The organism is Streptomyces sp. NPDC055013 (assembly GCF_053608645.1).
The window spans coordinates 103,321-123,898 of record NZ_JBSGVW010000031.1 but is presented as its reverse complement, the minus strand read 5'-3'; the positions used below and the strand labels follow the sequence as shown (position 1 = coordinate 123,898).

At 70.6% G+C, this 20,578-nt stretch carries 19 protein-coding genes; 9 read left to right on the top strand and 10 right to left on the bottom strand.

The window, feature by feature from the left end; genetic code table 11:
- Positions 1-43: 43 nt before the first annotated feature.
- Positions 44-2,257 (bottom strand): catalase/peroxidase HPI, encoded by a 2,214-nt coding sequence (katG, locus tag ACWGDB_RS31370; RefSeq protein WP_453825517.1) that lies wholly within the window; start codon positions 2,255-2,257, stop codon positions 44-46.
- A gap of 24 nt (positions 2,258-2,281) precedes the next feature.
- Positions 2,282-2,731 carry a Fur family transcriptional regulator gene (locus ACWGDB_RS31365; protein ID WP_369275015.1) on the bottom strand — a complete coding sequence of 150 codons (450 nt, stop codon included), beginning with the start codon at positions 2,729-2,731 and terminating at the stop codon, positions 2,282-2,284.
- A gap of 201 nt (positions 2,732-2,932) precedes the next feature.
- On the opposite strand from ACWGDB_RS31365, the gene ACWGDB_RS31360 reads away from it, so the two are divergent.
- A complete protein-coding gene (locus ACWGDB_RS31360; protein WP_453825516.1) occupies positions 2,933-4,306 on the top strand; it encodes an alpha-lytic protease prodomain-containing protein in 1,374 nt (457 codons plus the stop codon).
- A 100-nt stretch (positions 4,307-4,406) separates the two neighbouring features.
- On the opposite strand, the gene ACWGDB_RS31355 is transcribed toward ACWGDB_RS31360, so the two are convergent.
- From ACWGDB_RS31355 to ACWGDB_RS31335, 5 genes are read right to left on the bottom strand one after another with little or no spacing between them, the layout of a single operon-like run.
- Positions 4,407-5,486 (bottom strand): serine hydrolase domain-containing protein, encoded by a 1,080-nt coding sequence (locus tag ACWGDB_RS31355; RefSeq protein ID WP_453825515.1) that lies wholly within the window; start codon positions 5,484-5,486, stop codon positions 4,407-4,409.
- Entirely contained in the window at positions 5,483-6,403 is a 921-nt protein-coding gene (locus ACWGDB_RS31350; RefSeq protein WP_453825514.1) for a DUF6895 family protein, read from the bottom strand. The genes ACWGDB_RS31355 and ACWGDB_RS31350 overlap by 4 nt, the downstream gene beginning before the upstream one ends.
- Positions 6,400-7,395: a DUF6895 family protein gene (locus ACWGDB_RS31345; protein ID WP_453825513.1), complete on the bottom strand. Its 996-nt coding sequence runs from the start codon at positions 7,393-7,395 to the stop codon at positions 6,400-6,402. Before ACWGDB_RS31345 ends, ACWGDB_RS31350 begins: the two co-directional genes overlap by 4 nt.
- Positions 7,392-8,102, bottom strand: coding sequence for a hypothetical protein (locus ACWGDB_RS31340; RefSeq protein ID WP_453825512.1), 711 nt, complete (start codon positions 8,100-8,102; stop codon positions 7,392-7,394). The genes ACWGDB_RS31345 and ACWGDB_RS31340 overlap by 4 nt, the downstream gene beginning before the upstream one ends.
- A 22-nt stretch (positions 8,103-8,124) precedes the next feature.
- Entirely contained in the window at positions 8,125-8,310 is a 186-nt protein-coding gene (locus ACWGDB_RS31335; protein ID WP_328877672.1) for a hypothetical protein, read from the bottom strand.
- A 265-nt stretch (positions 8,311-8,575) separates the two neighbouring features.
- Between ACWGDB_RS31335 and ACWGDB_RS31330 the strand changes: the two genes are divergently transcribed.
- The 4 genes from ACWGDB_RS31330 (at position 8,576) to ACWGDB_RS31315 (ending at position 11,813) form a co-directional block, all read left to right on the top strand.
- Entirely contained in the window at positions 8,576-9,049 is a 474-nt protein-coding gene (locus ACWGDB_RS31330; RefSeq protein WP_383632674.1) for a carboxymuconolactone decarboxylase family protein, read from the top strand.
- Between the two features lie 116 nt (positions 9,050-9,165).
- The gene (locus tag ACWGDB_RS31325; RefSeq protein ID WP_453825511.1) at positions 9,166-10,389 is read left to right on the top strand and encodes a macrolide family glycosyltransferase; all 1,224 of its coding nucleotides are present in this window, start codon (positions 9,166-9,168) and stop codon (positions 10,387-10,389) included.
- 3 nt (positions 10,390-10,392) lie between these two features.
- On the top strand, positions 10,393-10,878 hold the full coding sequence (locus ACWGDB_RS31320) for a hypothetical protein (RefSeq protein WP_453825510.1): 486 nt from the start codon (positions 10,393-10,395) through the stop codon (positions 10,876-10,878).
- A complete protein-coding gene (locus tag ACWGDB_RS31315; RefSeq protein WP_453825509.1) occupies positions 10,875-11,813 on the top strand; it encodes a hypothetical protein in 939 nt (312 codons plus the stop codon). Before ACWGDB_RS31320 ends, ACWGDB_RS31315 begins: the two co-directional genes overlap by 4 nt.
- A gap of 80 nt (positions 11,814-11,893) precedes the next feature.
- On the opposite strand, the gene ACWGDB_RS31310 is transcribed toward ACWGDB_RS31315, so the two are convergent.
- On the bottom strand, positions 11,894-12,790 hold the full coding sequence (locus tag ACWGDB_RS31310; RefSeq protein ID WP_453825508.1) for a UTP--glucose-1-phosphate uridylyltransferase: 897 nt from the start codon (positions 12,788-12,790) through the stop codon (positions 11,894-11,896).
- Between the two features lie 211 nt (positions 12,791-13,001).
- Between ACWGDB_RS31310 and ACWGDB_RS31305 the strand changes: the two genes are divergently transcribed.
- From ACWGDB_RS31305 to ACWGDB_RS31290, 4 genes are all read left to right on the top strand, one after another.
- Positions 13,002-13,901, top strand: coding sequence for an RNA polymerase sigma-70 factor (locus ACWGDB_RS31305; RefSeq protein ID WP_453825507.1), 900 nt, complete (start codon positions 13,002-13,004; stop codon positions 13,899-13,901).
- 109 nt (positions 13,902-14,010) lie between these two features.
- Positions 14,011-15,711, top strand: coding sequence for an L-aspartate oxidase (locus ACWGDB_RS31300; RefSeq protein ID WP_453825520.1), 1,701 nt, complete (start codon positions 14,011-14,013; stop codon positions 15,709-15,711).
- Positions 15,712-15,796: 85 nt separating this feature from the next.
- Positions 15,797-16,543: an SDR family oxidoreductase gene (locus ACWGDB_RS31295; RefSeq protein ID WP_453825506.1), complete on the top strand. Its 747-nt coding sequence runs from the start codon at positions 15,797-15,799 to the stop codon at positions 16,541-16,543.
- Between the two features lie 36 nt (positions 16,544-16,579).
- Positions 16,580-17,320 (top strand): RNA polymerase subunit sigma, encoded by a 741-nt coding sequence (locus ACWGDB_RS31290; RefSeq protein ID WP_453825505.1) that lies wholly within the window; start codon positions 16,580-16,582, stop codon positions 17,318-17,320.
- A gap of 13 nt (positions 17,321-17,333) precedes the next feature.
- Here ACWGDB_RS31290 and ACWGDB_RS31285 read toward each other — a convergent pair whose 3' ends face one another.
- Together ACWGDB_RS31285 and ACWGDB_RS31280 are read right to left on the bottom strand one after the other, a co-directional pair.
- Positions 17,334-18,791, bottom strand: coding sequence for a DUF1996 domain-containing protein (locus tag ACWGDB_RS31285; protein WP_453825504.1), 1,458 nt, complete (start codon positions 18,789-18,791; stop codon positions 17,334-17,336).
- Positions 18,792-18,897: 106 nt separating this feature from the next.
- Positions 18,898-20,286 (bottom strand): glycoside hydrolase family 43 protein, encoded by a 1,389-nt coding sequence (locus tag ACWGDB_RS31280; RefSeq protein ID WP_453825503.1) that lies wholly within the window; start codon positions 20,284-20,286, stop codon positions 18,898-18,900.
- Positions 20,287-20,578 lie beyond the last annotated feature (292 nt).

The following is a 20,578-nucleotide window of genomic DNA, read 5'->3' as shown; positions in this document are numbered from 1 at the left end:
GCCGGCCCCTGCGGGCCGGCCCGGACGCCGTGTTCGGTACGGATCAGACGAGGTCGAACCGGTCCAGGTCCATGACCTTGGCCCACGCCGCGACGAAGTCGTTCACGAACTTCTCCTTCGCGTCGTCGCTCGCGTAGACCTCCGCGAGCGCACGCAGCTCGGAGTTCGAGCCGAAGACCAGGTCGGCACGGGTGCCGGTCCACTTGACGGCGCCCGAGGCGTCACGGCCCTCGAAGGTCGTCTGGTCGCCGGAGGTCGACTTCCACGTCGTGCCCAGGTCGAGCAGGTTGACGAAGAAGTCGTTGGTCAGCACGCCCGGGGTGTCCGTGAACACGCCGTGCGAGGACTGCCCCTGGTTGGCACCCAGGACGCGCAGACCACCGACGAGGGCGGTCAGCTGGGGCGCGCTCAGTGTGAGCAGGTTGGCCCGGTCGAGCAGCAGGTACTCGGCCGGCAGCCGGTTGCCCTTGCCGAGGTAGTTGCGGAAGCCGTCCGAGGTCGGCTCCAGCGCGGCGAAGGACTCCGTGTCGGTGTGCTCCTCGGTCGCGTCCACGCGGCCCGGCGTGAAGGGAACCTCCACGTCGAAGCCGGCGTCCTTGGCGGCCTTCTCGACCGCGGCGGCACCGCCGAGGACGATCAGGTCGGCCAGGGAGACCTTCTTGGCACCGGAGTTGAACGCCGACTGGACGCCCTCCAGGACGCGCAGGACCTGCGCGAGCTGGTCGGGGTCGTTGACCTCCCAGCCGTTCTGCGGCTGCAGGCGGATACGGGCGCCGTTGGCACCGCCGCGCTTGTCGCTGCCGCGGAACGTCGAGGCCGACGCCCACGCGGTGGAGACCAGCTGCGAGACGGTCAGGCCCGACTCCAGGAGCTTGGCCTTGAGCGCCGCGGCGTCCGCGGCGTCGATGGCCGCGCCCTCGGCCTGCGGCAGCGGGTCCTGCCACAGCATCGTCTCCGCCGGGACCTCCGGACCGAGGTACAGGGACTTCGGGCCCAGGTCACGGTGGGTCAGCTTGTACCAGGCGCGGGCGAAGGCGTCCGCGAACTCGGCCGGGTTCTCGTGGAAGCGCTTCGAGATCGGACCGTAGATCGGGTCGAAGCGCAGCGAGAGGTCGGTGGTGAGCATCGTCGGCAGCTTCTTGGAGTCGCTGTGGGCGTCGGGGATGATCGCCTCGGCGTCCTTGGCCACCCACTGGTTGGCGCCGGCGGGGCTCTGGGTGAGCTCCCACTCGTAGCCGAAGAGGATGTCGAAGAAGTCGTTGCTCCACTGGGTGGGCTTGGTGGTCCAGGTGACCTCGAGACCGGAGGTGATGGCGTCGCCGCCCTTGCCGGTGCCGTGGGTGGACTTCCAGCCCAGGCCCTGCTCCTCCATGGAGGCGGCCTCGGGGTCGTTGCCGACCGCGTCGGCCGGGCCGGCGCCGTGGGTCTTGCCGAAGGTGTGACCACCGGCGATGAGGGCGACGGTCTCCTCGTCGTTCATCGCCATACGGCGGAACGTCTCACGGATGTCGCGGGCCGCGGCGATCGGGTCCGGGTTGCCGTTCGGGCCCTCCGGGTTGACGTAGATGAGGCCCATCTGGACGGCGCCGAGCGGGTTCTCCAGCTCACGGTCGCCGGTGTAACGCTGGTCGTCGAGCCAGGTGGTCTCGGGACCCCAGTACACGTCCTCGTCGGCCTCCCAGACGTCGGCGCGGCCGCCGGCGAAGCCGAAGGTCTCGAAGCCCATCGTCTCCAGCGCCACGTTACCCGTGAGGATCATGAGGTCGGCCCAGGAGATGGACTGGCCGTACTTCTTCTTGACCGGCCACAGCAGACGGCGGGCCTTGTCCAGGTTGCCGTTGTCCGGCCAGCTGTTCAGCGGGGCGAAGCGCTGCTGGCCACGGCCGCCACCGCCGCGGCCGTCGCTGATGCGGTAGGTACCGGCACTGTGCCAGGCCATGCGGATCATCAGCGGGCCGTAGTTGCCGAAGTCGGCGGGCCACCAGTCCTGCGAGGTGGTGAGCACCTCGGCGATGTCGCGTTTGACGGCCGCCAGGTCGAGGGCCTGGAACGCCTCGGCGTAGTCGAACTCCGCACCGAGGGGGTTGGCGACGACCGGGTCCTTGGCAAGGATCTTCAGGTTGAGCCGCTCCGGCCACCACTGGCGGTTTCCACCGCCCTGGGTGGGGTGCGCGGCGCGATCATGCGCGACGGGGCAGCCGCCGCCGGCGCCCTCCGTCTTCGCGTCGGTGACGATCGCATCGGGGTTCTCAGCCATGGGAAACCTTCCGAACTAGGTGGATCACAGCGCTCGGGGTGCACTGCGGGCGGTGGAGCAGTCGGGGCACAGGCCCCAGTAGATGACCTCGGCCTCGTCGATCGTGAAGCCGTGGTCGTCTGACGCGGTCAGACAGGGCGCCTCGCCGACCTCGCAGTCGACGTCGGCGACGACACCGCATGATCGGCACACGATGTGGTGGTGGTTGTCGCCGACACGCCCCTCGAACCGGGCCGGGCTGCCGGCCGGCTCGATACGGCGTATGAGTCCCGCCGCGGTGAGGGCGTGGAGGCCCTCGTACACCGCTTGCAGGGAGACATGACCTACGCGATCACGCACCCCTGAGGCGATGGCCTCGACGCCGAGGTGGTCACCGGCCCGGACGGCGTCCAGCAGCGCGACGCGCGCCGCCGTCACCCGCAGGCCGGCACCGCGGAGCTCCTCGGCAGGGGTCGGAGTCTGGGATGCGGTCATGGGCTCCAACCTACCGCGCTAAACACGAATCATTCAAGAAAACGAATGATGAAAGTCTGGCGCGCCGAGCGCGGGCAACCCATACACCGCCCATACACCGCCCAAAGCGCGAAAAATCATCTTTTCTGACATTGAGTCATGCCTTTTTGTCAAGGCCTTCATTGGTCGTAACCCCACCTGTACTCGATGGAGGTACAACGCATGCTCGGCAGACATACCGCGGCGGGTCGCCGCGTCGCCCTCACCGCTCTCGGTGCCCTCGCGCTCACCGGCGCCACCTCGGCCGCGGCGGCCGAGCCGCCCCCCGCGGTGCCCGCGTCCACCGCGGCGCAGACGCTCGGTGCCGACCGGCCGCCGGCCGCGCTGTTGCGGGCCCTGGAGCGTGACCTGAAGTTGAAGCCAGGGCAGGCGGCCGAGCGGCTGGTCAACGAGGCGGAGGCGGGCGTCCGCGCAGGTCGCCTCCGCAACTCCCTGGGCGAGCGCTTCGCGGGGGCCTGGCTGCGGGGGGCGACCGCGGCCGAGCTCACCGTCGCCACCACACACGCCGGCGACGTGTCCGCCATTCAGGCGCAGGGCGCGAAGGCCGCGGTCGTCAAGCGGCCGCTGAGCGAGCTACGAGCCGTCAAGCAGAAGCTGGACGCCGCCTCCGCCCGGGTCAAGACGCGCGACACCCCGGTCTGGTACGTCGACGTGCCGACCAACCGGGTCGTCGTGCAGGCGACCAAGCGGTCGGCCGCCACCTCCTTCATCAAGTCCGCGGGTGTCCGGGGCAAGGGCGTCGCCGTACGCCTGTCGGAGCAGCGGCCGCGGCTCTTCGCGGACCTCGTCGGCGGCGAGGCCTACTACATCAACGGCTCGGCCCGCTGTTCCGTCGGGTTCTCCGTCACCAAGGGCACCCAGCAGGGCTTCGCCTCGGCGGGCCACTGCGGCAGCGCGGAGGACGAGACCACCGGCTCCAACATGGCCGAACAGGGCACGTTCCAGGCCTCCACGTTCCCCGGCAAGGACATGTCCTGGGTCGCCGTGAACAGCGACTGGACGGCCACGGCCGACGTGAAGGGCGAGGGCGGCCAGCGTACGCAGGTCACCGGCTCGGTCCAGGCGCTCGTCGGGGCGTCGATCTGCCGCTCCGGCTCCACCACCGGATGGCACTGCGGCACCATCGAGCAGCACGACACGAGCGTCAGCTACTCCGAGGGCACCGTCGACGGCGTGACCGAGACGACCGTGTGCGCGGAGCCGGGCGACTCCGGCGGCCCGTACCTCTCGGGCTCCCAGGCGCAGGGCGTGACCTCGGGCGGCTCGGGTGACTGCACGTCCGGCGGGACGACCTTCTACCAGCCGATCAACCCGATCCTCAGCGACTTCGGCCTCGTCCTGAAGACCGCGTCCGCCCAGAAGGGCGTTCCCGCTCCGCAGGACAACGGGGCGGCCGACACCTGGGCCGCGGGCCGCGTCTACGAGGCCGGCTCCACGGTGACCCACGCGGGCGTGCGCTACCAGTGCCTGCAGACCCACCAGGCCCAGGGCAGGTGGTCGCCGGTGGCCACTCCGGCCCTGTGGCAGAAGATGTAGGCGGTCCGAGGAGTCGTACGGCTTCGGTGCGGGGCACTGTCCCCGCACCGTCCGCTCCCCCGTCGTCCGCCGCCCCGGCCGCTCCCCCGCTGCTCCTCCGCTACTCCTCCGCCAGGAACCCGTACGCGGTGGTGACGAAGGGGTCGTTGGCGCGGAAGCGGCGGGTGCACACCGCTGCCAGGGCCGTTCCCGTGTCGGGCCGGAAGCCCAGGAAGGCCTGCTGGCCGAGGGTGGCCCCGCTGTGGAAGTACATCGGCCCGCCGTCCATGGGGTGCCGGAACCACGCCACCGTGTGCACGTGCCGGTGCCCCAGGCCGCGCCGCAGCACGGGGGTGCGCACCGCCCGCAGCGCGTCGGCCGTCGGGAGACCCGCCGGGGCGAGGTGCGCCTCGAGGAAAGTGAGCAGGTCGTGCGGGGTGGCGCGGACGGCGCCTGCCGCCTCGAAGCCGCCCGCGTCGAAGGCGAGGGTGGGAGTGCGCCCGTCCTTGCCGTGCCCGACGGCGTCGGCCTTCGGGTCCTCCGCCCGCAGGGCCGTGCCGCTCAGACCGAGGGGACGCAGTACGTGCGTGGCGAGCAGTTCCTCCCACGCCGTACCGGACACCGCCGCGAGGGCGTGGCCGAGCACGGCGACGCCGAAGTTGGAGTAGTGCCACCGGGTGCCGGGCCGGTGCCGCGGGCGGTACCGCAGGAAGGCGTCCGTGACCCGCTCGGCCGGATAGCGGCCGTAGGGATTGGTACGCCAGGCGGGCAGCGCCCGACCGTAGAAGTCGCGCGGCAGGGCGGGCAGGCCGGCGGTGTGCGTGATGAGGTGGGCCAGCGTCACCGGGTCCGCGCCCGTCCGCCGGCCGGGGTCCAGGCAGGCGGCGGCCGGTTCGCCCCCGGTCAGCAGGCCGCGCCGGACGAGCTGGGCCAGCAGCAGGCCGGTGAACGTCTTCGAGGCCGAACCGATCTCGTAGCGCAGGTCCTGCCGGGCGACCGGCGGGGGCGGGGCCGTCCCGGCGCAGTGCAGCGTGCGACGGCCGTGCCGGGACACCGCGAAGACGACGTCGGGTGCGTCGACGGCATAGGCGGCGCTCTCCAGGCGCTCGCGCAGGGCGTCGTCGTCACCGAGGCCGCCGTCCGCTCGGGGCTGGTCCACGTCGTCGGCAATGCCCGGCCAGGGCGTGGACCGGACGGTCATGAGGTGGCGTGCGTCAGCTCGGACAGGGCGCGGGAGGTGGCCAGCACGGAGGCGAATGCGGCGACCAGCGTCGGGTGGTAGATCTGGTCGAACAGATCGTCCGGCTCGCCCTCCGGCATGTCCCGTACGGCGGGCATGGCGCCGTCGGCCTGCTGTGCGGCGGCGAAGCCCTCCCAGCCGCGTTCGTCCAGGGTGGGGCGTGGCAGGCAGGCGTCGACGACGAGGAGTTCGCCGAGCAGGTCCCAGCGCTCGAGGTCCAGCCAGTCGTCGATCCAGACCGGCAGCCACATGGCGAGGTAGTCGGCGATGTCCGGCGGCAGGCCGTCGGGGTGCTCCCCCCAGTCGGTGAGGTGGAACACCGTGTGGGTGAGGTCGTAGGCGATGTGCCCGCTGACCGTCCAGGGCTCGGGCCTGCGGCCCAGCCACGTGGAGCCGACGATGTCCGCCTCGGGCGTCCGGGGCGTGAGGCCGAAGCGGCGCTGGAACGCGGACAGTCCGAGGCGTCGGGTCGGGTCCAGTTCGAGAGCCGACCAGCTGTTGAGCCGCTGGTAGAGCACGGTCGCCCGCTCCACCTCGGGCTCGCTGTACCCGAGTTCCTTGTACGGCAGGTACACCTCGAACGGGATCGGCGAGAGCGGCTCGATGCGCTGGCCGCGTACCAGCATGCGACCGCCGTCCAGGGTGTGCCGCCAGGTGTGGTCGAGGAGCTTGCGCGCCAGCTCGGCCTGGCGCGAGCCGGCCACGCCTTCGCGGAACAGCACCCGGCAGATCAGGGCCAGTTCGCCGACCGGCTTGAAGCGCTCCAGGAAGCCCACCTCGGGATCGACGTCGGGCTCCAGGCGGAAGCCGTCGCGATGGGCCCACAGCCACTCCAGGGCGCGTACGCCGACGGTGTGCATCAGACGGGTGTCGGTCATCCGGGCACTCCTTGTCCCCCGTACCGGTTCCGCACGCCTTCCGCGTGCGGGGCATCGCCGCTCAGGCACTTGACGGTCTGTGCCGCCGCGAACGCGGCCATCAGCGTGGAGTGGTAGCAGTGCAGGAAGTCCGGCTCCGGATCCGCTCCCCCTTCACCCTGAGGGGCCTGCTGGGGCAGCGCGCCCGAGTCGTACTGCGCCCGTGCGATCCGGGCCCAGGCGTGCTCGAGCGTCGCCGGGTCGGGCGGGCACGGCAGGCTCGCGGCGACCACCAGCAACTCGCAGCTCAGGTCCCACATCCCGGCGTCCAGGCAGGTGTCGATCCAGGGCGGCAGCCAGTGCGCCAGGTAGGCGGCCAGGTCGGCGGGGACGCCCGCGGGGAGGCGGCCCCAGTCGGTGAGGTGAAAGACGACGTGGGTGAGCGCGTACCCCGAGGAGCGCTCGAACGTCCATGGCTCCGCCAGCCCACCCAGCCAGGTGCTCCGCAGCACCGGCTCGGCCTGCTCCGGCCGGTCGATGCCGCTGCGCCGTTCGGCCTTGATGACACCTAGCCGGCGCGTCGGCTCCTGCTCGGTGAGCCGCCAGCCACGGGTGCGGGCCGTCGTGGCGGCGGCTGCCTCGTACCCGGCATGCCGCAGCCCGGCCGCGGCGAAGACGGAGTAGACCTCCAGCGGGTAGGTCGCGAAGGGCTCCCACCGCTGGAGGTGGAGGAACAGTTCGCCCCGGCCGGTCTGCTGCCAGGCGAACCGCAACAGGTCCGCGGCGTACGCGTGCAACGGGTCCCACGCCGGGGTGTGCGAGCGCACACTCGAACAGGTCTGGGCGAGTTCCCCGAGCGGTTTCCATGTGGCGTCGACCTGACCGTCGGCGGTGAGCGCGTCCTCGCCCAGCGCGAAGTCCTCGCGGTGGGCGGACAGCCAGGCGAACGCGGCGGCTCCGACGTCCCGGATCGCACCTACGTCCATGGCGGTCACGGCGGTCGTATCGGTCATACGAGTGCTCCGGCCGCCCGCATGACGCGCGCCGCCTGGACCTGGAGGGCAACCCGGGGGTCGGCGCCGCCCATCAGTTCCACGAAGTCCAGGCCCGCTTCCAGGCCGAGCGTCTCCGGCACCCCGTCGACCAGGGTCAGCCAGCGTCCCGCACCGGCGGCCTGCTGCCAGTCCCTGCGCCGCACGGCGCGGACGAAGCCGCGGGCCAGGTCGACCGGGCGACCCCGCGCCGCGCGGACCACGGCACTGTCCTCGCCGGGCACCGCGAGAGGGGCCAGGACTGCGAGTTGGTGCGTCAGCACCTGCCAGGTCGCCGCGTCGAGCCATGCGACGTCGGGTTCTGTGTCCCCGTCCCCGGCGGATGCGCCGGTCGGAGGCGTGTCGAGGCGCAGCAGGGTGCGGCGCATCGCCCAGTGACTCCATCGGACGGTGGGTGCCGCGTCGGCGCGGGGCGGGAAGGCCTCCACTGTCTGCCGGAACACGGTAAGTAGGTCCGGGGCGGGCGGAGTCGGGAAGAGTACGTGCGGCAGCAGCAGGTCTGCTCCCACCACGCGTACGGCCGCGAGGGCGAACTGTCCCTCCGGGTCGTCGACCGCCCCTGTGCCGGACATGCGCACGTGGTCTCCGCCCCGGAGGGCGGAGACCACGTCGGACGCGATGTCCTGCACAGCGCCCTTCAAGAGGGCCGAAGTGCCTGACTGGTCCATTCAGCTACTCCCGTTCGTCCGCTCAGCCCTTCTTGGGGCGAGGGGTCGGCGGGGACAGCAGCAGCTTGGTGTCTGCGGAGAGCAGCGCCAGGGCGGCGCACTCACGGCTGTCGCGGAAGACGCCGTCGGACTCGGCAGGGTCAAGTGCCGCCTCCAGGTCGGTCCGGACACCCGTGATCTCTTCGATCGCCTTGTCAATGGAAGGCATATCACCATCTCCTCTGGGGTCAGCCATAGCCTCCATGACCCAGAGCACCACACAGTCACATAGCGCGCATCTTTTCCCAGAAGGCAACATAGGTACCTTCTTCAACATTTCCACCATGCGTACCGACCGCACTTCGAACTCCCTTGCCGCAACGGGCAGTTGAGCCCCACAGAGGGTGAGACGCAGCTCACATGCCTCGTTCTGTCACACGTTCCGCATTACTCCGGTCAGTAGGGCGTACCCCGCTTCAAGACAAGGAGATCCCGTGGAATCGCGTCTCAACTACTTCGGCAACGCCCTGGCAGGCAAGGTCCTCAAGCACATCAACTCGGCCGGCAAGGTGGTGTCGGACTCGACCCTGCCTGCCGCCATCCAGGAGCTGGTGAAGATCCGCGCAAGCCAGATCAACGGCTGCGGCTTCTGCACGGACATGCATATCAAGGATGCGGCCCACGCCGGCGAGACCGCGCAGCGCCTCCACCTGGTCGCGGTCTGGCGGGAGGCGACGGTCTTCACGGAGGCCGAGCGCGCCGCCCTGGAAGTGGCGGAGCAGGGCACCCGCATCGCCGATGCCGCGGGCGGTGTCTCCGACGAGGCGTGGACCAACGCCGCCAAGCACTTCGACGAGGACCAGCTGGTGGCCCTCATCTCCCTCCTGGGGGTCATCAACGCCTACAACCGCATCAACGTGATCAACCAGCAGCCCGCCGGGGACTACCAGCCCGGCCAGTTCGGCTGACCGGTCATGACGGGGGCTGGACTGCCGTCCCGGATCGAGGAGTTGGCGGCCCCGTGCACCGCGGTGGCCGCCGGTCCGGCCGGGACATCGACTTCTTCCCTGGTGGAGGCCGGCCTGTGAGCACCATCGCGTTCCTCAACATCGGCATGCACGGGCACATCAACCCGACCCTGCCGGTCGTGGCCGAGCTCGTCCGGCGCGGCCACACCGTCACCTACCACACCTCGCCCGCGTTCCGTGCGGAGATCGAGGCCACCGGCGCGACCGTGCGCCCCTATCCCGGAGGAGAACTGCCGCTTCCCGATCCGCCGACGCCGGTCACCCTCCTGGAGTCCCTCGCGGCCACCGCCGTCCGGCTGCTGCCCACCGTGCTCGACGACCTGCGCCGCGACCGGCCCGACCTGATCGTCCACGACAGTTCCTGTCTGTGGGGCGCGGTGGCCGCACGTGAACTCGACGTACCGGCGGCCTCGTCGTTCACCACGTTCGCCTTCAACCGGCAGGTCCCCAGCCCCACCCGCGGGTCGTGGCAGCTGTTGGCGGCGGCACGGAGGCAACCCCGCAGCGTGCGGGGCTACCTGCGCTCCCGCCGGGAGCTGCATCGCCGCTTCGACGCGCGCGGGGTGCCGCCGCTCGACCTGCTGAACATCCGTCAGCCGCTGAACCTGGTCTACACCTCACCGGCGTTCCAGCCCGCCGTCGAGCACTTCGACGAGTCCTACCGGTTCGTCGGCCCGAGCATCGGCGCCCGCCCGGTCGACCCGTCGTTCAAGGCCGACCGGCTCCAGGACCCGGTGCTGTACGCCTCCCTCGGCACGGTGTTCAACGCCGACCCGAAGCTGCTGCGCACGTTCGCCACCGCACTCGCCCCGCTGGGCGGCACAGTGATCGTCGCCACCGGGCAGACCGATCCCGACGCCCTGGGCCCGTTGCCGGCCAACGTGCTCCCCCGGCGTTTCGTGCCTCAGCCGGAGGTGCTGGCCCGGGCGGCGCTGTTCATCACCCATGGCGGCATGAACAGCGTCAACGAGGCCATGTACGCCGGGGTCCCGATGCTGGTGGTTCCGCAGGGCGCCGACCAGCCGATGATCGCGCGTCGCGTCGCGGGGCTCGGCGCGGGCCTGTCGCTCCGTACCGAGGACGTCGCCAAGGGCTCGGTGCGCGCCCTCGCCCGACGTCTGCTGCACGAGCCCGCGTTCCGGGCGGCCGCGGCGACCCTCAGGGCCGCCCAGCACGACGCCGGTGGATTTCGGCGGGCCGCCGACGAACTGGAGCGGTACGCGCATACGGCCCGCCCGGTCCGCCGGCCGGCCCCCGCCGACCCGTCGCGGCGAGGTTGAGCGATGTCCGCTGTCGTCGTCCTGCTGCTGTTCGCCGGGCTGTCCGAGGCCGCCGGGCGCATCCTGCCGCTGCTGGCCCGTCGGCCGGGCATGCCGCGGCTGCTCGTGGCCGGGCTGCTGCCGGCTGCCGGCCTGGTCGAGGCCGCCGTGTTCGCGCTGTGGCCGCTGACCGCCTGGACCCTGGCCGAGCTGGTGGTGTCCTCGCCACCGCCGGGCGACGGGATGGGCTGGACACCGGGCCTGGTCGCGCCGCTGATGCTCTCGGCCGTACTCGCGTTCCCTCTCCTCGGGCCGCTGCTGCACCTGCTGCTCTTCGTGGGGGTCGGCGCCGGGCTTGCCGACCCGCTGGCGACGGCGACCGGGCTCGGCTGGTGGGGCGCCGCCGGCTGCGTGGCCGCCGCCGGGGCCGGACTCGGTGTCACCGTGGAGGCCGTTCGGCGTCTGGTGGTCCGGATCAGTGCGCCCCGGACACCGGAGCCGGTCGCATGAACGACTTCCTGTTCTGGGCCTGCGTACTGGGGCCCGTCCTGCTCGCCGAAGGACTGCTGGCCCGCTACGAGGTGCTGGCCTACAGCGCCGGCTTCCGGGCCCCCACCAGCGAGCTCCCCGAGGGCGTGCCCTATGCCCGGGGTGCTGCCGCCGACCTACCCCCGGAGGCCTACCTGGTCTACCTGGACGGCATCGGCAAGCGCCGCGTGCGCGACACCCGGGACGGCGGTCAGCTGGTCAAGGCCGTGCTCGCCGCGGCGCCGGAGCTGCGCGTGCTGGGGCAGGTGCAGCCCTACTCGCCGCTGGCCGACCCGCTCGCCGACCGGCCGGTGTGGGCGTGGCTGCGCCGCCGCGTCGGGCTGCTGCTGTTCCTGCACAACGTCATGCAGATCTTCGTCGCCGCCGACCACCGCTACCGCCCCCTCTACAACCGGGCCGTCGGCTCCCAGATCGCCACGCAGCTGCGGCTCGCCGGCTACGAGCCCGACAGCGGCATCCCCGTGGTACTGCTCAGCTACAGCGGCGGCGCCCAGGTCGCCACCGGCGCGGTCGACGAACTGCACACCAGGCTGCGCTGCCCGCTCCTGCTGATCACGCTCGGCGGGTTCCACAACGGCGCCAACGACCTCGCCAAGGCCGAGCACCTGCATCAACTCACCAGCGCGTACGACCGGATCGAGCGGGTCGGCACCTGGATGTTTCCGCAGCGCTGGCGGCTGTTGCGCGGCAGCGGATGGAACCGTGCCCGCCGCGCAGGAAAGATCACCGTGCACCGACTCGATCCGGCCACCCACCTCGGCCCGCGCAGCTACATCAGCCCGTCGGCTCGGCTGCCCGAGGGCCGCAGCCACCTCGACCGCACGGCCGACACCGTGATCGCACTCATCCGCGCCCGGCACTGGGCGAAGGCGGCGACGGACCGCCCCATGTCATGAGGCCCCATGCCATGGGGCTGCGTGCCATGAGGCTCCGTGTCGGCGGATCAGCTGTCGGTCTCGGTGCGGCGGGCGGCGACTCAGTCGGCGTCGAGCCCGGAGACCAGGCCGCGCAGCAGGGGGCCGTACTCCGGATGGGCGAGGGCGGAGGCCATCTGGGCGACCAGGTAGTCGGCCGGGTTGCCGGTGTCGTACCAGCGGCCCTTGATGACCTGGCCGTACACCGCGCGGGTGGCGGCGTAGGCGTTGATCGCGTCGGTCAGATAGACCTCGCCGGTCCGGTGCTCGTACCAGCGGCGGGTCTGCTCGCGCAGTTCGTCGATGATGCCGGGGGTGACGACGTAACCGCCGATCGCCGCGTACGACGAAGGCGCGGCGGCGGGCTCGGGCTTCTCGACCAGACCGGTGATGCGCAACTGGCCGTCCCCGAGGTCCTCCTTGACGATGGGCACGCCGTAGCGCTGGGACTCGGTGGGGTCCATCGGCAGGAGGGCCAGCACCGGGCAGCCGGTCTGCTCGTAGGCCCGGATCAGCTGCTGGGCGCGGGGGACCTCGGCCACGAAGACGTCGTCGGGCCACAGCACCAGCACGGGCTCGTCGCCGAAGGAGCGGGCGGCGTTCAGCACCGGGGTGCCGTTGCCGTACGGACCGTACTGGTCGAGGTAGGTGATGTGGCCCTGGCGGGCCAGCTCGGCGACCTCCTCCACCGCGTCGGCGTACGCCGTCTTGCCGTCCTTGCGGAGCTGCTCGACGAGGGCGGGGTTGGGGCGGAAGTGGTCCTGGATGAGGCTCTTGCCGCCGGAGACCACGATGGTGATGTCGGTGATGCCGGAATCCACCAGCTCACGCACCGTGTGCTCGATGACCGGCTTGTCGCCGACCGGGAGCATCTCCTTGGGTGTCGCCTTCGTCAGGGGCAGCAGTCGGGAGCCGAGCCCCGCGGCGGGGATCACAGCCCTGCGGATCGTCGGGGACATCACATCTCTCTCGGTCGATCGACGCGCCGCACCGGCGGACACGGCACGTGTTCGACGCTACCAACGCCTGCCACGACCCCGCCGACCGCCCGATGCGCGGATCGCGGCCGGGCTCGGGCAGCTCTGACGGACGTCCGGGGAAGGGGGCTCCCGGCGGCGCGCGCCCTGGGATGCCCGCTTGTAGCCTGGTCGTCCAGGACTGGAGGACTCCATGCGCGCCGAGGATGACGCAGCCCCCCTCGACCAGGCCGCCCAGCAGTTCATGGCAGCGCGCCCCCAGCTCTTCGGCATCGCCTATCGCGTGCTCGGCAGCACGGTGGAGGCCGAGGACATCGTCCAGGAGGCGTGGCTGCGGTGGCAGAAGACCGACCGCACCGACATCAAGGAGCCGACGGCGTTCCTGACGACCGTCACGACCCGGCTGGCGATCAACCTCGCCCAGTCCGCGCGGATGCGGCGTGAGTCGTACGTCGGCCCCTGGCTTCCGGAGCCGGTCGACACCCGGGCGGATCCGCAGGTGGGTGCGGAGCGGGCCGAGGCACTCGACATGGCGGTGCTGCTGCTCCTCGAGAAGCTCAACCCCGTGGAACGGGCCGCCTACGTGCTGCGGGAGGCCTTCGCCTACCCCTACAAACAGATCGCCGACATCGTGGAGTCCAGCGAGGCCAACACCCGCCAGCTGGTGAGCCGCGCGAAGAAGCACCTGGCGGCGGAGCGCAGGGAGCCGGTCAGCTCCACCGATCACCGGCGCCTGCTGGAGGCGTTCCTCGCCGCGGCACAGACCGGCAGTCTGTCGGTGCTTGAGGAGGTTCTCACGCAGGACGTGGTCAGCTACGCCGACGGTGGCGGAATGCGCGGGGCGTCCAGGATCCCGGTCGTCGGGCTCGAGCACGTCTCCAAGTACCTCGCCGCCTTCGCCCCACGGTTCTGGCCCTCGACGGAGGTGCGCTGGGTCGAGGCCAACGGCAGGCCGGCCGTCCTCGTCGTCTCGGCCGACGGCAACCCGATGGCGCTGCTCTGCGTCGACGTGTCGGCCCGGGGCATCGAACGCATCATGTGGGTCATGAATCCGGCCAAGCTGGCCCCCTACGTGGCGTCGCTGACCGGCTGAGAACGCTCCTACCGGGTGCTGTCACAGATCCGGCCCCTGGTCGGTCGTAGTGGGTGACGCCCCCTGATCGGAGAAGACCGTGGCAGTCACCGAACAACGTCTTTCCACCATGGTGCTGGTGATCGGCACCGGAGGTGCGGGCCTTCGCGCGGCGATCGAGCTGGCGGAGGCCGGCGTCGACGTCCTCGCGGTGGGCAAGCGCCCCAAGGAGGACGCCCATACGGCACTCGCCGCCGGAGGCATCAACGCGGCCCTGGCCACCATGGATCCGGAGGACAGCTGGCAGCAGCACGCGGCGGACACGATCAAGGAGAGCTATCTGCTCGCCGACCCCCGCACCGTGGAGATCGTCACCCAGGGCGCGGGCCGGGGCATCGACGACCTGGAACGCTTCGGCATGGCCTTCGCCCGGGAGGAGGACGGCCGTATCTCGCAGCGGTTCTTCGGCGCGCACAAGTTCCGGCGTACCGCCTTCGCCGGCGACTACACCGGTCTGGAGATCCAGCGCACCCTCGTCCGCCGTGCCGAGCAGCTCAAAATCCCCGTGCTGGACGGCTTCTACATCACCCGGCTCCTGGTGCGTGACGGTGCCGTCTTCGGTGCCTACGGCTTCGACCTCGCGACCGGGCGGCGTTGCGTGATCCACGCCGACGCCGTCATCCTCGCCGCGGGCGGCCACACCCGGATCTGGCGGCGTACCTCCTCACGGCGCGACGAGAACACGGGGGACTCCTTCCGTCTGGCCGTGGAGGCCGGTGCCCGCCTGCGCGATCCGGAGCTGGTCCAGTTCCATCCCTCCGGCATCATCGAGCCGGAGAACGCGGCCGGCACCCTGGTCAGCGAGGCCGCCCGGGGTGAGGGCGGGATCCTGCGCAACGCCCTCGGGGAACGGTTCATGGCCCGCTACGACCCCGACCGGATGGAGCTGTCCACCCGCGACCGCGTGGCCCTGGCCTCCTACACCGAGATCAAGGAAGGGCGGGGCACCCCCAAGGGAGGTGTGTGGCTCGACGTCTCCCATCTGCCCCGGCAGACGATCATGACCCGACTCCCCCGCGTCTACCAGACGATGCTCGACCTGCAGATGCTGGACATCACCCGCGAGCCGATCGAGATCGCGCCCACCGCGCACTACTCGATGGGCGGCGTGTGGGTGCGTCCCGAGGACCACAGCACCGATGTGCGGGGCCTGTTCGCCATCGGTGAGGCGTCGAGCGGACTGCACGGCGCCAACCGCCTCGGCGGCAACAGTCTCATCGAGCTGCTGGTCTTCGGCCGTATCACGGGCCAGGCGGCCGCCGCGTACTCGCAGTCCCTGACCGCGCAGCGCCGGTCGGCGTCGGCCGTCGCCGAGGCCCGCGCGGAGGTCGACGGCCTTCTCGCGGCGGACGGGCCGGAGAACGTACGTGCCCTGCAACGCGCCATCCGCAACACCATGACCGAGCACGCCGGTGTCGTACGCGACGAAGAGGGCCTGCGTGCGGGGCTCGCGGAGCTCGCGGTGATCGAGAAGCGGATGGCGGACGTCGGCGTCCACCCCGACATCGCCGGTTATCAGGACCTCGCGCACGCCTTCGACCTCAAGTCCGCCGCGCTGGCGGCGAGGGCCACCCTCGAAGCCGCGCTGGAGCGTCGCGAGACCCGCGGCTGCCACAACCGCAGCGACTACCCCGACCTGGACCCCGCTCTGCAGGTCAATCTCGTGTGGTCCCCGACGGCCGGTGTCACCCGCGAGGGCATTCCGAGCGTTCCCGACGAGATCTCCTCACTGATGGAGGAGGTCTCGACCGACGGCAAGCTCGCCGAGTGAGTCGCAGGGTGAGCCGCTGTCACAAGTAGGGCCCCTGTCCTGTCACTTCAAGTGCAGACCAGAATCTCTCCGAGAGGAAACCGCCATGAAGGTCGTAGTGATCGGTGGAACCGGGCTCATCGGTTCGAAGCTCGTCGGCAAGCTGGAGGAGCACGGGCACGAGGCGGTCGCGGCCGCGCCCAACACCGGCGTCAACACGCTGACGGGCGAGGGCCTCGCCGAGGTCCTGAAGGACGCGTCGGTCGTGGTCGACGTGTCCAACTCCCCTTCGTGGGAGGACGACGCCGTCCTGAACTTCTTCCGCACCTCCACCACCAACCTGCTCGATGCGGAGGCCGAGGCCGGCGTGACGCACCACGTCGCGCTGTCCGTGGTCGGCACCGACCGCCTCCAGCAGAGCGGGTACTTCCGCGCCAAGCAGGCCCAGGAAGAGCTGATCAAGGCGTCCGGCACGCCCTACTCCCTCGTCCACGCCACCCAGTTCTTCGAGTTCATCAAGGGGATCGCGGACATCTCGACCGAGGGCGACACGGTGCGGCTGGCCCCGGCCAAGTTCCAGCCGATCCATTCCGACGACGTGGCAGCGGCCGTCGGCCGTACCGCGGTCGGCGAGCCCGTCAACGGCACGGTGGAGATAGCGGGCCCCGACGTGTTCCAGCTCGACGAGCTGATCCGCGAGACACTCTCCGCCCAGAACGACCCCCGCACGGTCGTCACCGACCCGCACGCCCCGTACTCCGGTGCCGAGTTGGAGGAGACCACCCTCCTGCCGGGCCCGGACGCGCAGATCGCCGGGACCAGGCTGTCCGACTGGCTCGCGAAGCAGCAGTAGGTCCTGCGACGTGGCCCCTGCCCCGGGAGATGCCGTATGGCGAGCACGGATGACACGGTCCCGATCGCCGAGTTGCTCGACGAACGGCGGCATCTGCTGCATGTCGCGTACTGGATGCTCGGCAGCAGCCGTGCGGCGGAGCGCGTCATCGACGAGACGTACCGACGGTGGTTCGCGCTGCCGGAACCGGTGCGGGCGCGGATCACGGCCCCGCGCTCGTGGCTGGCGAGCGTCGCCGGGAGTATCTGTCTGACGTGGCCGGCCCTGCCCGAACAGGACAGGGCCGGCGCGATCGCCGATCTCGTGCGCCGGACCGAGCCGCTGGCTGCCGAAGCCCTGGGGGCCGAAACGGCCGACCGGGCCCGGCACAGTCTGCGGGCTCGGCGCGAGCGTCCCACGTCGGCCCGGCAGCAGGACACGGTGGCGCGTGCGGTGCATCTGGCCTGCGTGACGCACGACGAGGGACTCCTGACGTCCCTCCTCGTGGCCGATGCCACGGCCTTCTTCGACGGTGGCGGCAAGGTGCGGACCCTGATCAACCCGGTACACGGCAACACCCATGTGGCCCGCACCCTGCTGACCCTGCTGGCCCGCCATCCACGGACCAGCTTGCACCCCCAGCCCGTCAACGGACGGACCGGTCTGGTGGTGCGCTACGGCCCCCAGGTGGCCGCCGTCATCAGCCTCGACGTCGCCGGCCCTCAGGTCGTCCAGGTGTGGGGCACCCTCAACCCCGACAAGCTCCGGACCTGGAACCGTCCCTCGTCCGACACCTGACGGACCGTGCACATCACCGGCACCGGCGGGCGGTGTTGATGCACTGGACCATCTTGTTCATCAGGCGTTCGTCGAAGACGTTGACGAAGTCGCCATGGTCCGTGACCGGCTTGTGCATCTGCTCGGGGAAGCCGTCCACCGCGTAGAACGGACTGGAGCCGCCGTTGTCGTTCAGGCTGGGCGCGTTCACGTCGTAGACCAGACGCTGTACGAGCTGCGGAATGGCCCGGAAGCCGCTCGGACAGGCGCCCGTCCGCGGATCTGCGTAGGCGACGTGGGTGCGGTGGTTGGCGCTGTCGACGTTCCGGCCGTCCCAGCAGCTCTGGAACTTCGACGTCCGGACCAGGCTGCTGCCCTCGGGACAGATCGGGTACTTGTCCGTCAGCTGACGGTTCTCGAAGCCGGTGCAGCTCCACGCCGCGTTGGCGTTCGCGGTGCCGTTGGTGAACGCCTTGGCGTCACCGGTGATGATCCGCAGGAACTTGGGCATGGCGACGACCTTGCCCCTGGCGTTCCCCACGTAGTCCAGGGTCACCTGCGACGCGGTGAGGATCCTGCCGGTGTTGCCCTCTGCGCCGCCGCCCTGCTGCTGAGCGTCGAACTCCTCGGTGCCGTCCTGCAGTCGCAGGACCGGCCAGTAGTACGAGGACTTGTCGCCCTGGTTCCGGCAGGTCGTCTCGCCGTTCGCGAAGTCCTGGTTGTCGGCGAACGCGTCGTTGGCCTGGTTGCCGACGTAGTCGTGGGTGTGGTGAGCACCGTTGTCCACGCCGGGCGCGACAATGACGTTGTCGGAGTTGTACAGCTTGTTCTCGTTCACACCGCACTGGGTGGCGAAGGTTCCGCGGGACGCGTTGCGCGACTTGCGGGGCGCTGCCGCGTTGGGCCGGACCTCGGTGATGTCGACGAAGTCGGCGGCGACGGGACCGTTGCCTTCCTGTCCGCCGGTGCCGGGGTCGCCTTGGCCCGGCTCCTGGCTGCTGCCGGACCCGCGCAACGAACAAGCGGCGAGTGACCCGAGACCCTGCGGTCGGTCGCCCACCCTGTCGACGGCGGCGGCGATCCGCTCGATCGTCGCGGCCCGCTTGCCCTTCAGGGGGCCCAGCACGGCACTCTTCGCGAAGTCGCCGTCCTGCTGTATCGCACGGGCCGAACTCCGCAGCTTCCGGTACGCCTCGGAGATCTGGCTGTCCAGCAGCGCGAGTTCCTTGTCGACCTGCGCCCGGGCCCCGGCCGGGGTCTGCTCCAGCCGATTGCCGATGTCAGGACAGTCGATGGTCGAGGCCTGCGGGGCCGGGGCTTGGCCCGCTCCGCCCTGAGACGACCGTTTGACGGTGTTACCGCCGGACGTCTCATGGGCGGAGGCGTACACGTTCACGACCACCAGCCCGCCCCCTCCGAGCGTGAGGGCCGCAAGGGCGGCAATGACCTTGCCGCTCGTGGTCTTCGTTCGTTTTCGTACGTTGCGCCGCATGGACTTCCTCCGCGCTCTCGTGGATGAAACGCCACCAGAGTTGTCCACGGGACTGATGTGACGGAGGAGTTCGGTCGTCGCGTCAGCTTCTCGTAAGAACTCGTCCTCAGGACCAGGCAGGTACCGGCACGAACGAACTGTCCTGCCGGAACAGCTCCGTCCCGTCCGCCCGTTCCACCCGCAGCTGGTAGCCGTAGTGCCGCAGGTAGTACCCGGGATAGTTGTACGACTCGAAGCGGAGCGCGCCGCTCGATGTGCCCGTGCGGGCGACGAACGTGGCGTCCCTCGCGAACGTCGACGTGCCGTCGTCGGTGTCGGAGCGGGCCCGGAAGTCCCAGTGGCGGAGGTACTTGCCGGAGGGGTCGCGGAAGGAGTAACCGTTCGCGTCGGCGAGGCCGGGCACGACCGTGAAGGTCGACGCCTGCTTCTCGGCGGTCGTGCTGGTGCCGCTGACCACCGGGAGGTTGAGCAGGGAGGACTGCGTCTGCCAGTAGCGGGTGGGGTAGTTGGCCGACTGGAAGGAACGGGTGACGTTCTTCGCCAGGGCCGGGCCGCCCGTGACGGTCTCCTTGACGACCGTGAAGTGGCGGGCCGTTCCGGAGACGGCGGGCAGGGCGGCCGGGGCGGACCAGGTCGCGAAGGTGTCGTAACTGTCGCTGTAGTAGTAGGTGCCGTCGCCGTAGCCGTCGAAGAAGAGCCGCCAGCCGCCGTTGTCGAGCCGGACGAGTGCCGGGCCCTCGCGGTAGCTGCCCCAGCCCGCCCAGTCCCCGGTGCGGGAGATCGTGTACGGGCCGGTGAGGCTGGACGCCGTGGCGTACTCGATGTACTTCGTCGTCTCGTTCTTCGTGAAGGCGTGGTAGGTCGAGCCGAGCTTCACGACGAAGGTGTCGATGTGGTTCGCGCCGATGCCGGACAGCGCCACCGGTGAACTCCATGCCGTCAGCGCGGAGTTCGTGGCCTTCAGCAGATAGGGCGTGAAGATCCACTCGTCGTTGGTGGTCGAGCAGGACACGATGACGTTCACGCTGCCGTCGCTGTCGACGAACCACTCCGGCGCCCACGCGCGGGAGAGGCCCGCGATCGGGACCGTGTAGTCGTACAGGAACGTCCAGTTGAGCCGGTCGGTGCTGCGGGCGAAGCCGATGGTGGTGCTGGGGTCCTGCCAGGTGTGGGTCGTGTAGGTGACGTAGTAGTAGCCGTTGGTGTGCTTGAGGATGCTCGCGTCGCGGATGCGGTTGCCGGGCGGGGTGTACGCGGAGGCCTTCGCCAGGCGGAAGTCGGTGGCGTCGTCCGACTGATAGACGTTCACGGTGCCGTCGTTGCTGTTCAGGAACGGCACGATCGTGTAGCGGGTGGCGGAGCCGCTGGGCGGTGCGGCGGCCAGGGCGGTACCGAGCAGTCCGGGCGCTTCCCCCAGCACGAGGGCCGAGGCGGGCAGGACGGCCAGCGCGCGCAGCAGGGTGCGGCGGGACGGTCTGGGGGGCGGTGGGGTCACGGCGGCTCTCCATGACGTTCGGGGGTTCGGGGGTTCGGTTGGTCAGGGGTCGCACGGCTCTGGACGTTCAGGACGTTCACGACATCGCTTCGTTCGATATGCCGAACGTAGTTCGGTGAGGCGATCAGACGGTAGGGGTGGGACCAAGCCTCGTCAATCCTTCGCGCACGAAGCGGAAGAGGCCTGTGGGAAACCTGTGCTCCTTCAGCGCTCCCCCAATCGGACTCCCCCCGTTTCCCAAGTCGTTCCACCGGCGGGCCTCGGAGGTTACTGTTCGGTAGACAACGTCGTT

Bases quoted from the DNA above. Each gene is read 5' to 3' on its own strand.
- ACWGDB_RS31340 (WP_453825512.1), bottom strand. From the start codon at position 8,102: ATGGACCAGTCAGGCACTTCGGCCCTCTTGAAGGGCGCTGTGCAGGAC.
- katG (WP_453825517.1), bottom strand. From the start codon at position 2,257: ATGGCTGAGAACCCCGATGCGATCGTCACCGACGCGAAGACGGAGGGC.
- ACWGDB_RS31360 (WP_453825516.1), top strand. From the start codon at position 2,933: ATGCTCGGCAGACATACCGCGGCGGGTCGCCGCGTCGCCCTCACCGCT.
- ACWGDB_RS31305 (WP_453825507.1), top strand. From the start codon at position 13,002: ATGCGCGCCGAGGATGACGCAGCCCCCCTCGACCAGGCCGCCCAGCAG.
- ACWGDB_RS31310 (WP_453825508.1), bottom strand. From the start codon at position 12,790: ATGTCCCCGACGATCCGCAGGGCTGTGATCCCCGCCGCGGGGCTCGGC.
- ACWGDB_RS31295 (WP_453825506.1), top strand. From the start codon at position 15,797: ATGAAGGTCGTAGTGATCGGTGGAACCGGGCTCATCGGTTCGAAGCTC.
- ACWGDB_RS31365 (WP_369275015.1), bottom strand. From the start codon at position 2,731: ATGACCGCATCCCAGACTCCGACCCCTGCCGAGGAGCTCCGCGGTGCC.
- ACWGDB_RS31335 (WP_328877672.1), bottom strand. From the start codon at position 8,310: ATGCCTTCCATTGACAAGGCGATCGAAGAGATCACGGGTGTCCGGACC.
- ACWGDB_RS31290 (WP_453825505.1), top strand. From the start codon at position 16,580: ATGGCGAGCACGGATGACACGGTCCCGATCGCCGAGTTGCTCGACGAA.
- ACWGDB_RS31350 (WP_453825514.1), bottom strand. From the start codon at position 6,403: ATGACCGACACCCGTCTGATGCACACCGTCGGCGTACGCGCCCTGGAG.
- ACWGDB_RS31315 (WP_453825509.1), top strand. From the start codon at position 10,875: ATGAACGACTTCCTGTTCTGGGCCTGCGTACTGGGGCCCGTCCTGCTC.
- ACWGDB_RS31300 (WP_453825520.1), top strand. From the start codon at position 14,011: ATGGTGCTGGTGATCGGCACCGGAGGTGCGGGCCTTCGCGCGGCGATC.
- ACWGDB_RS31320 (WP_453825510.1), top strand. From the start codon at position 10,393: ATGTCCGCTGTCGTCGTCCTGCTGCTGTTCGCCGGGCTGTCCGAGGCC.
- ACWGDB_RS31355 (WP_453825515.1), bottom strand. From the start codon at position 5,486: ATGACCGTCCGGTCCACGCCCTGGCCGGGCATTGCCGACGACGTGGAC.
- ACWGDB_RS31345 (WP_453825513.1), bottom strand. From the start codon at position 7,395: ATGACCGATACGACCGCCGTGACCGCCATGGACGTAGGTGCGATCCGG.
- ACWGDB_RS31285 (WP_453825504.1), bottom strand. From the start codon at position 18,791: ATGCGGCGCAACGTACGAAAACGAACGAAGACCACGAGCGGCAAGGTC.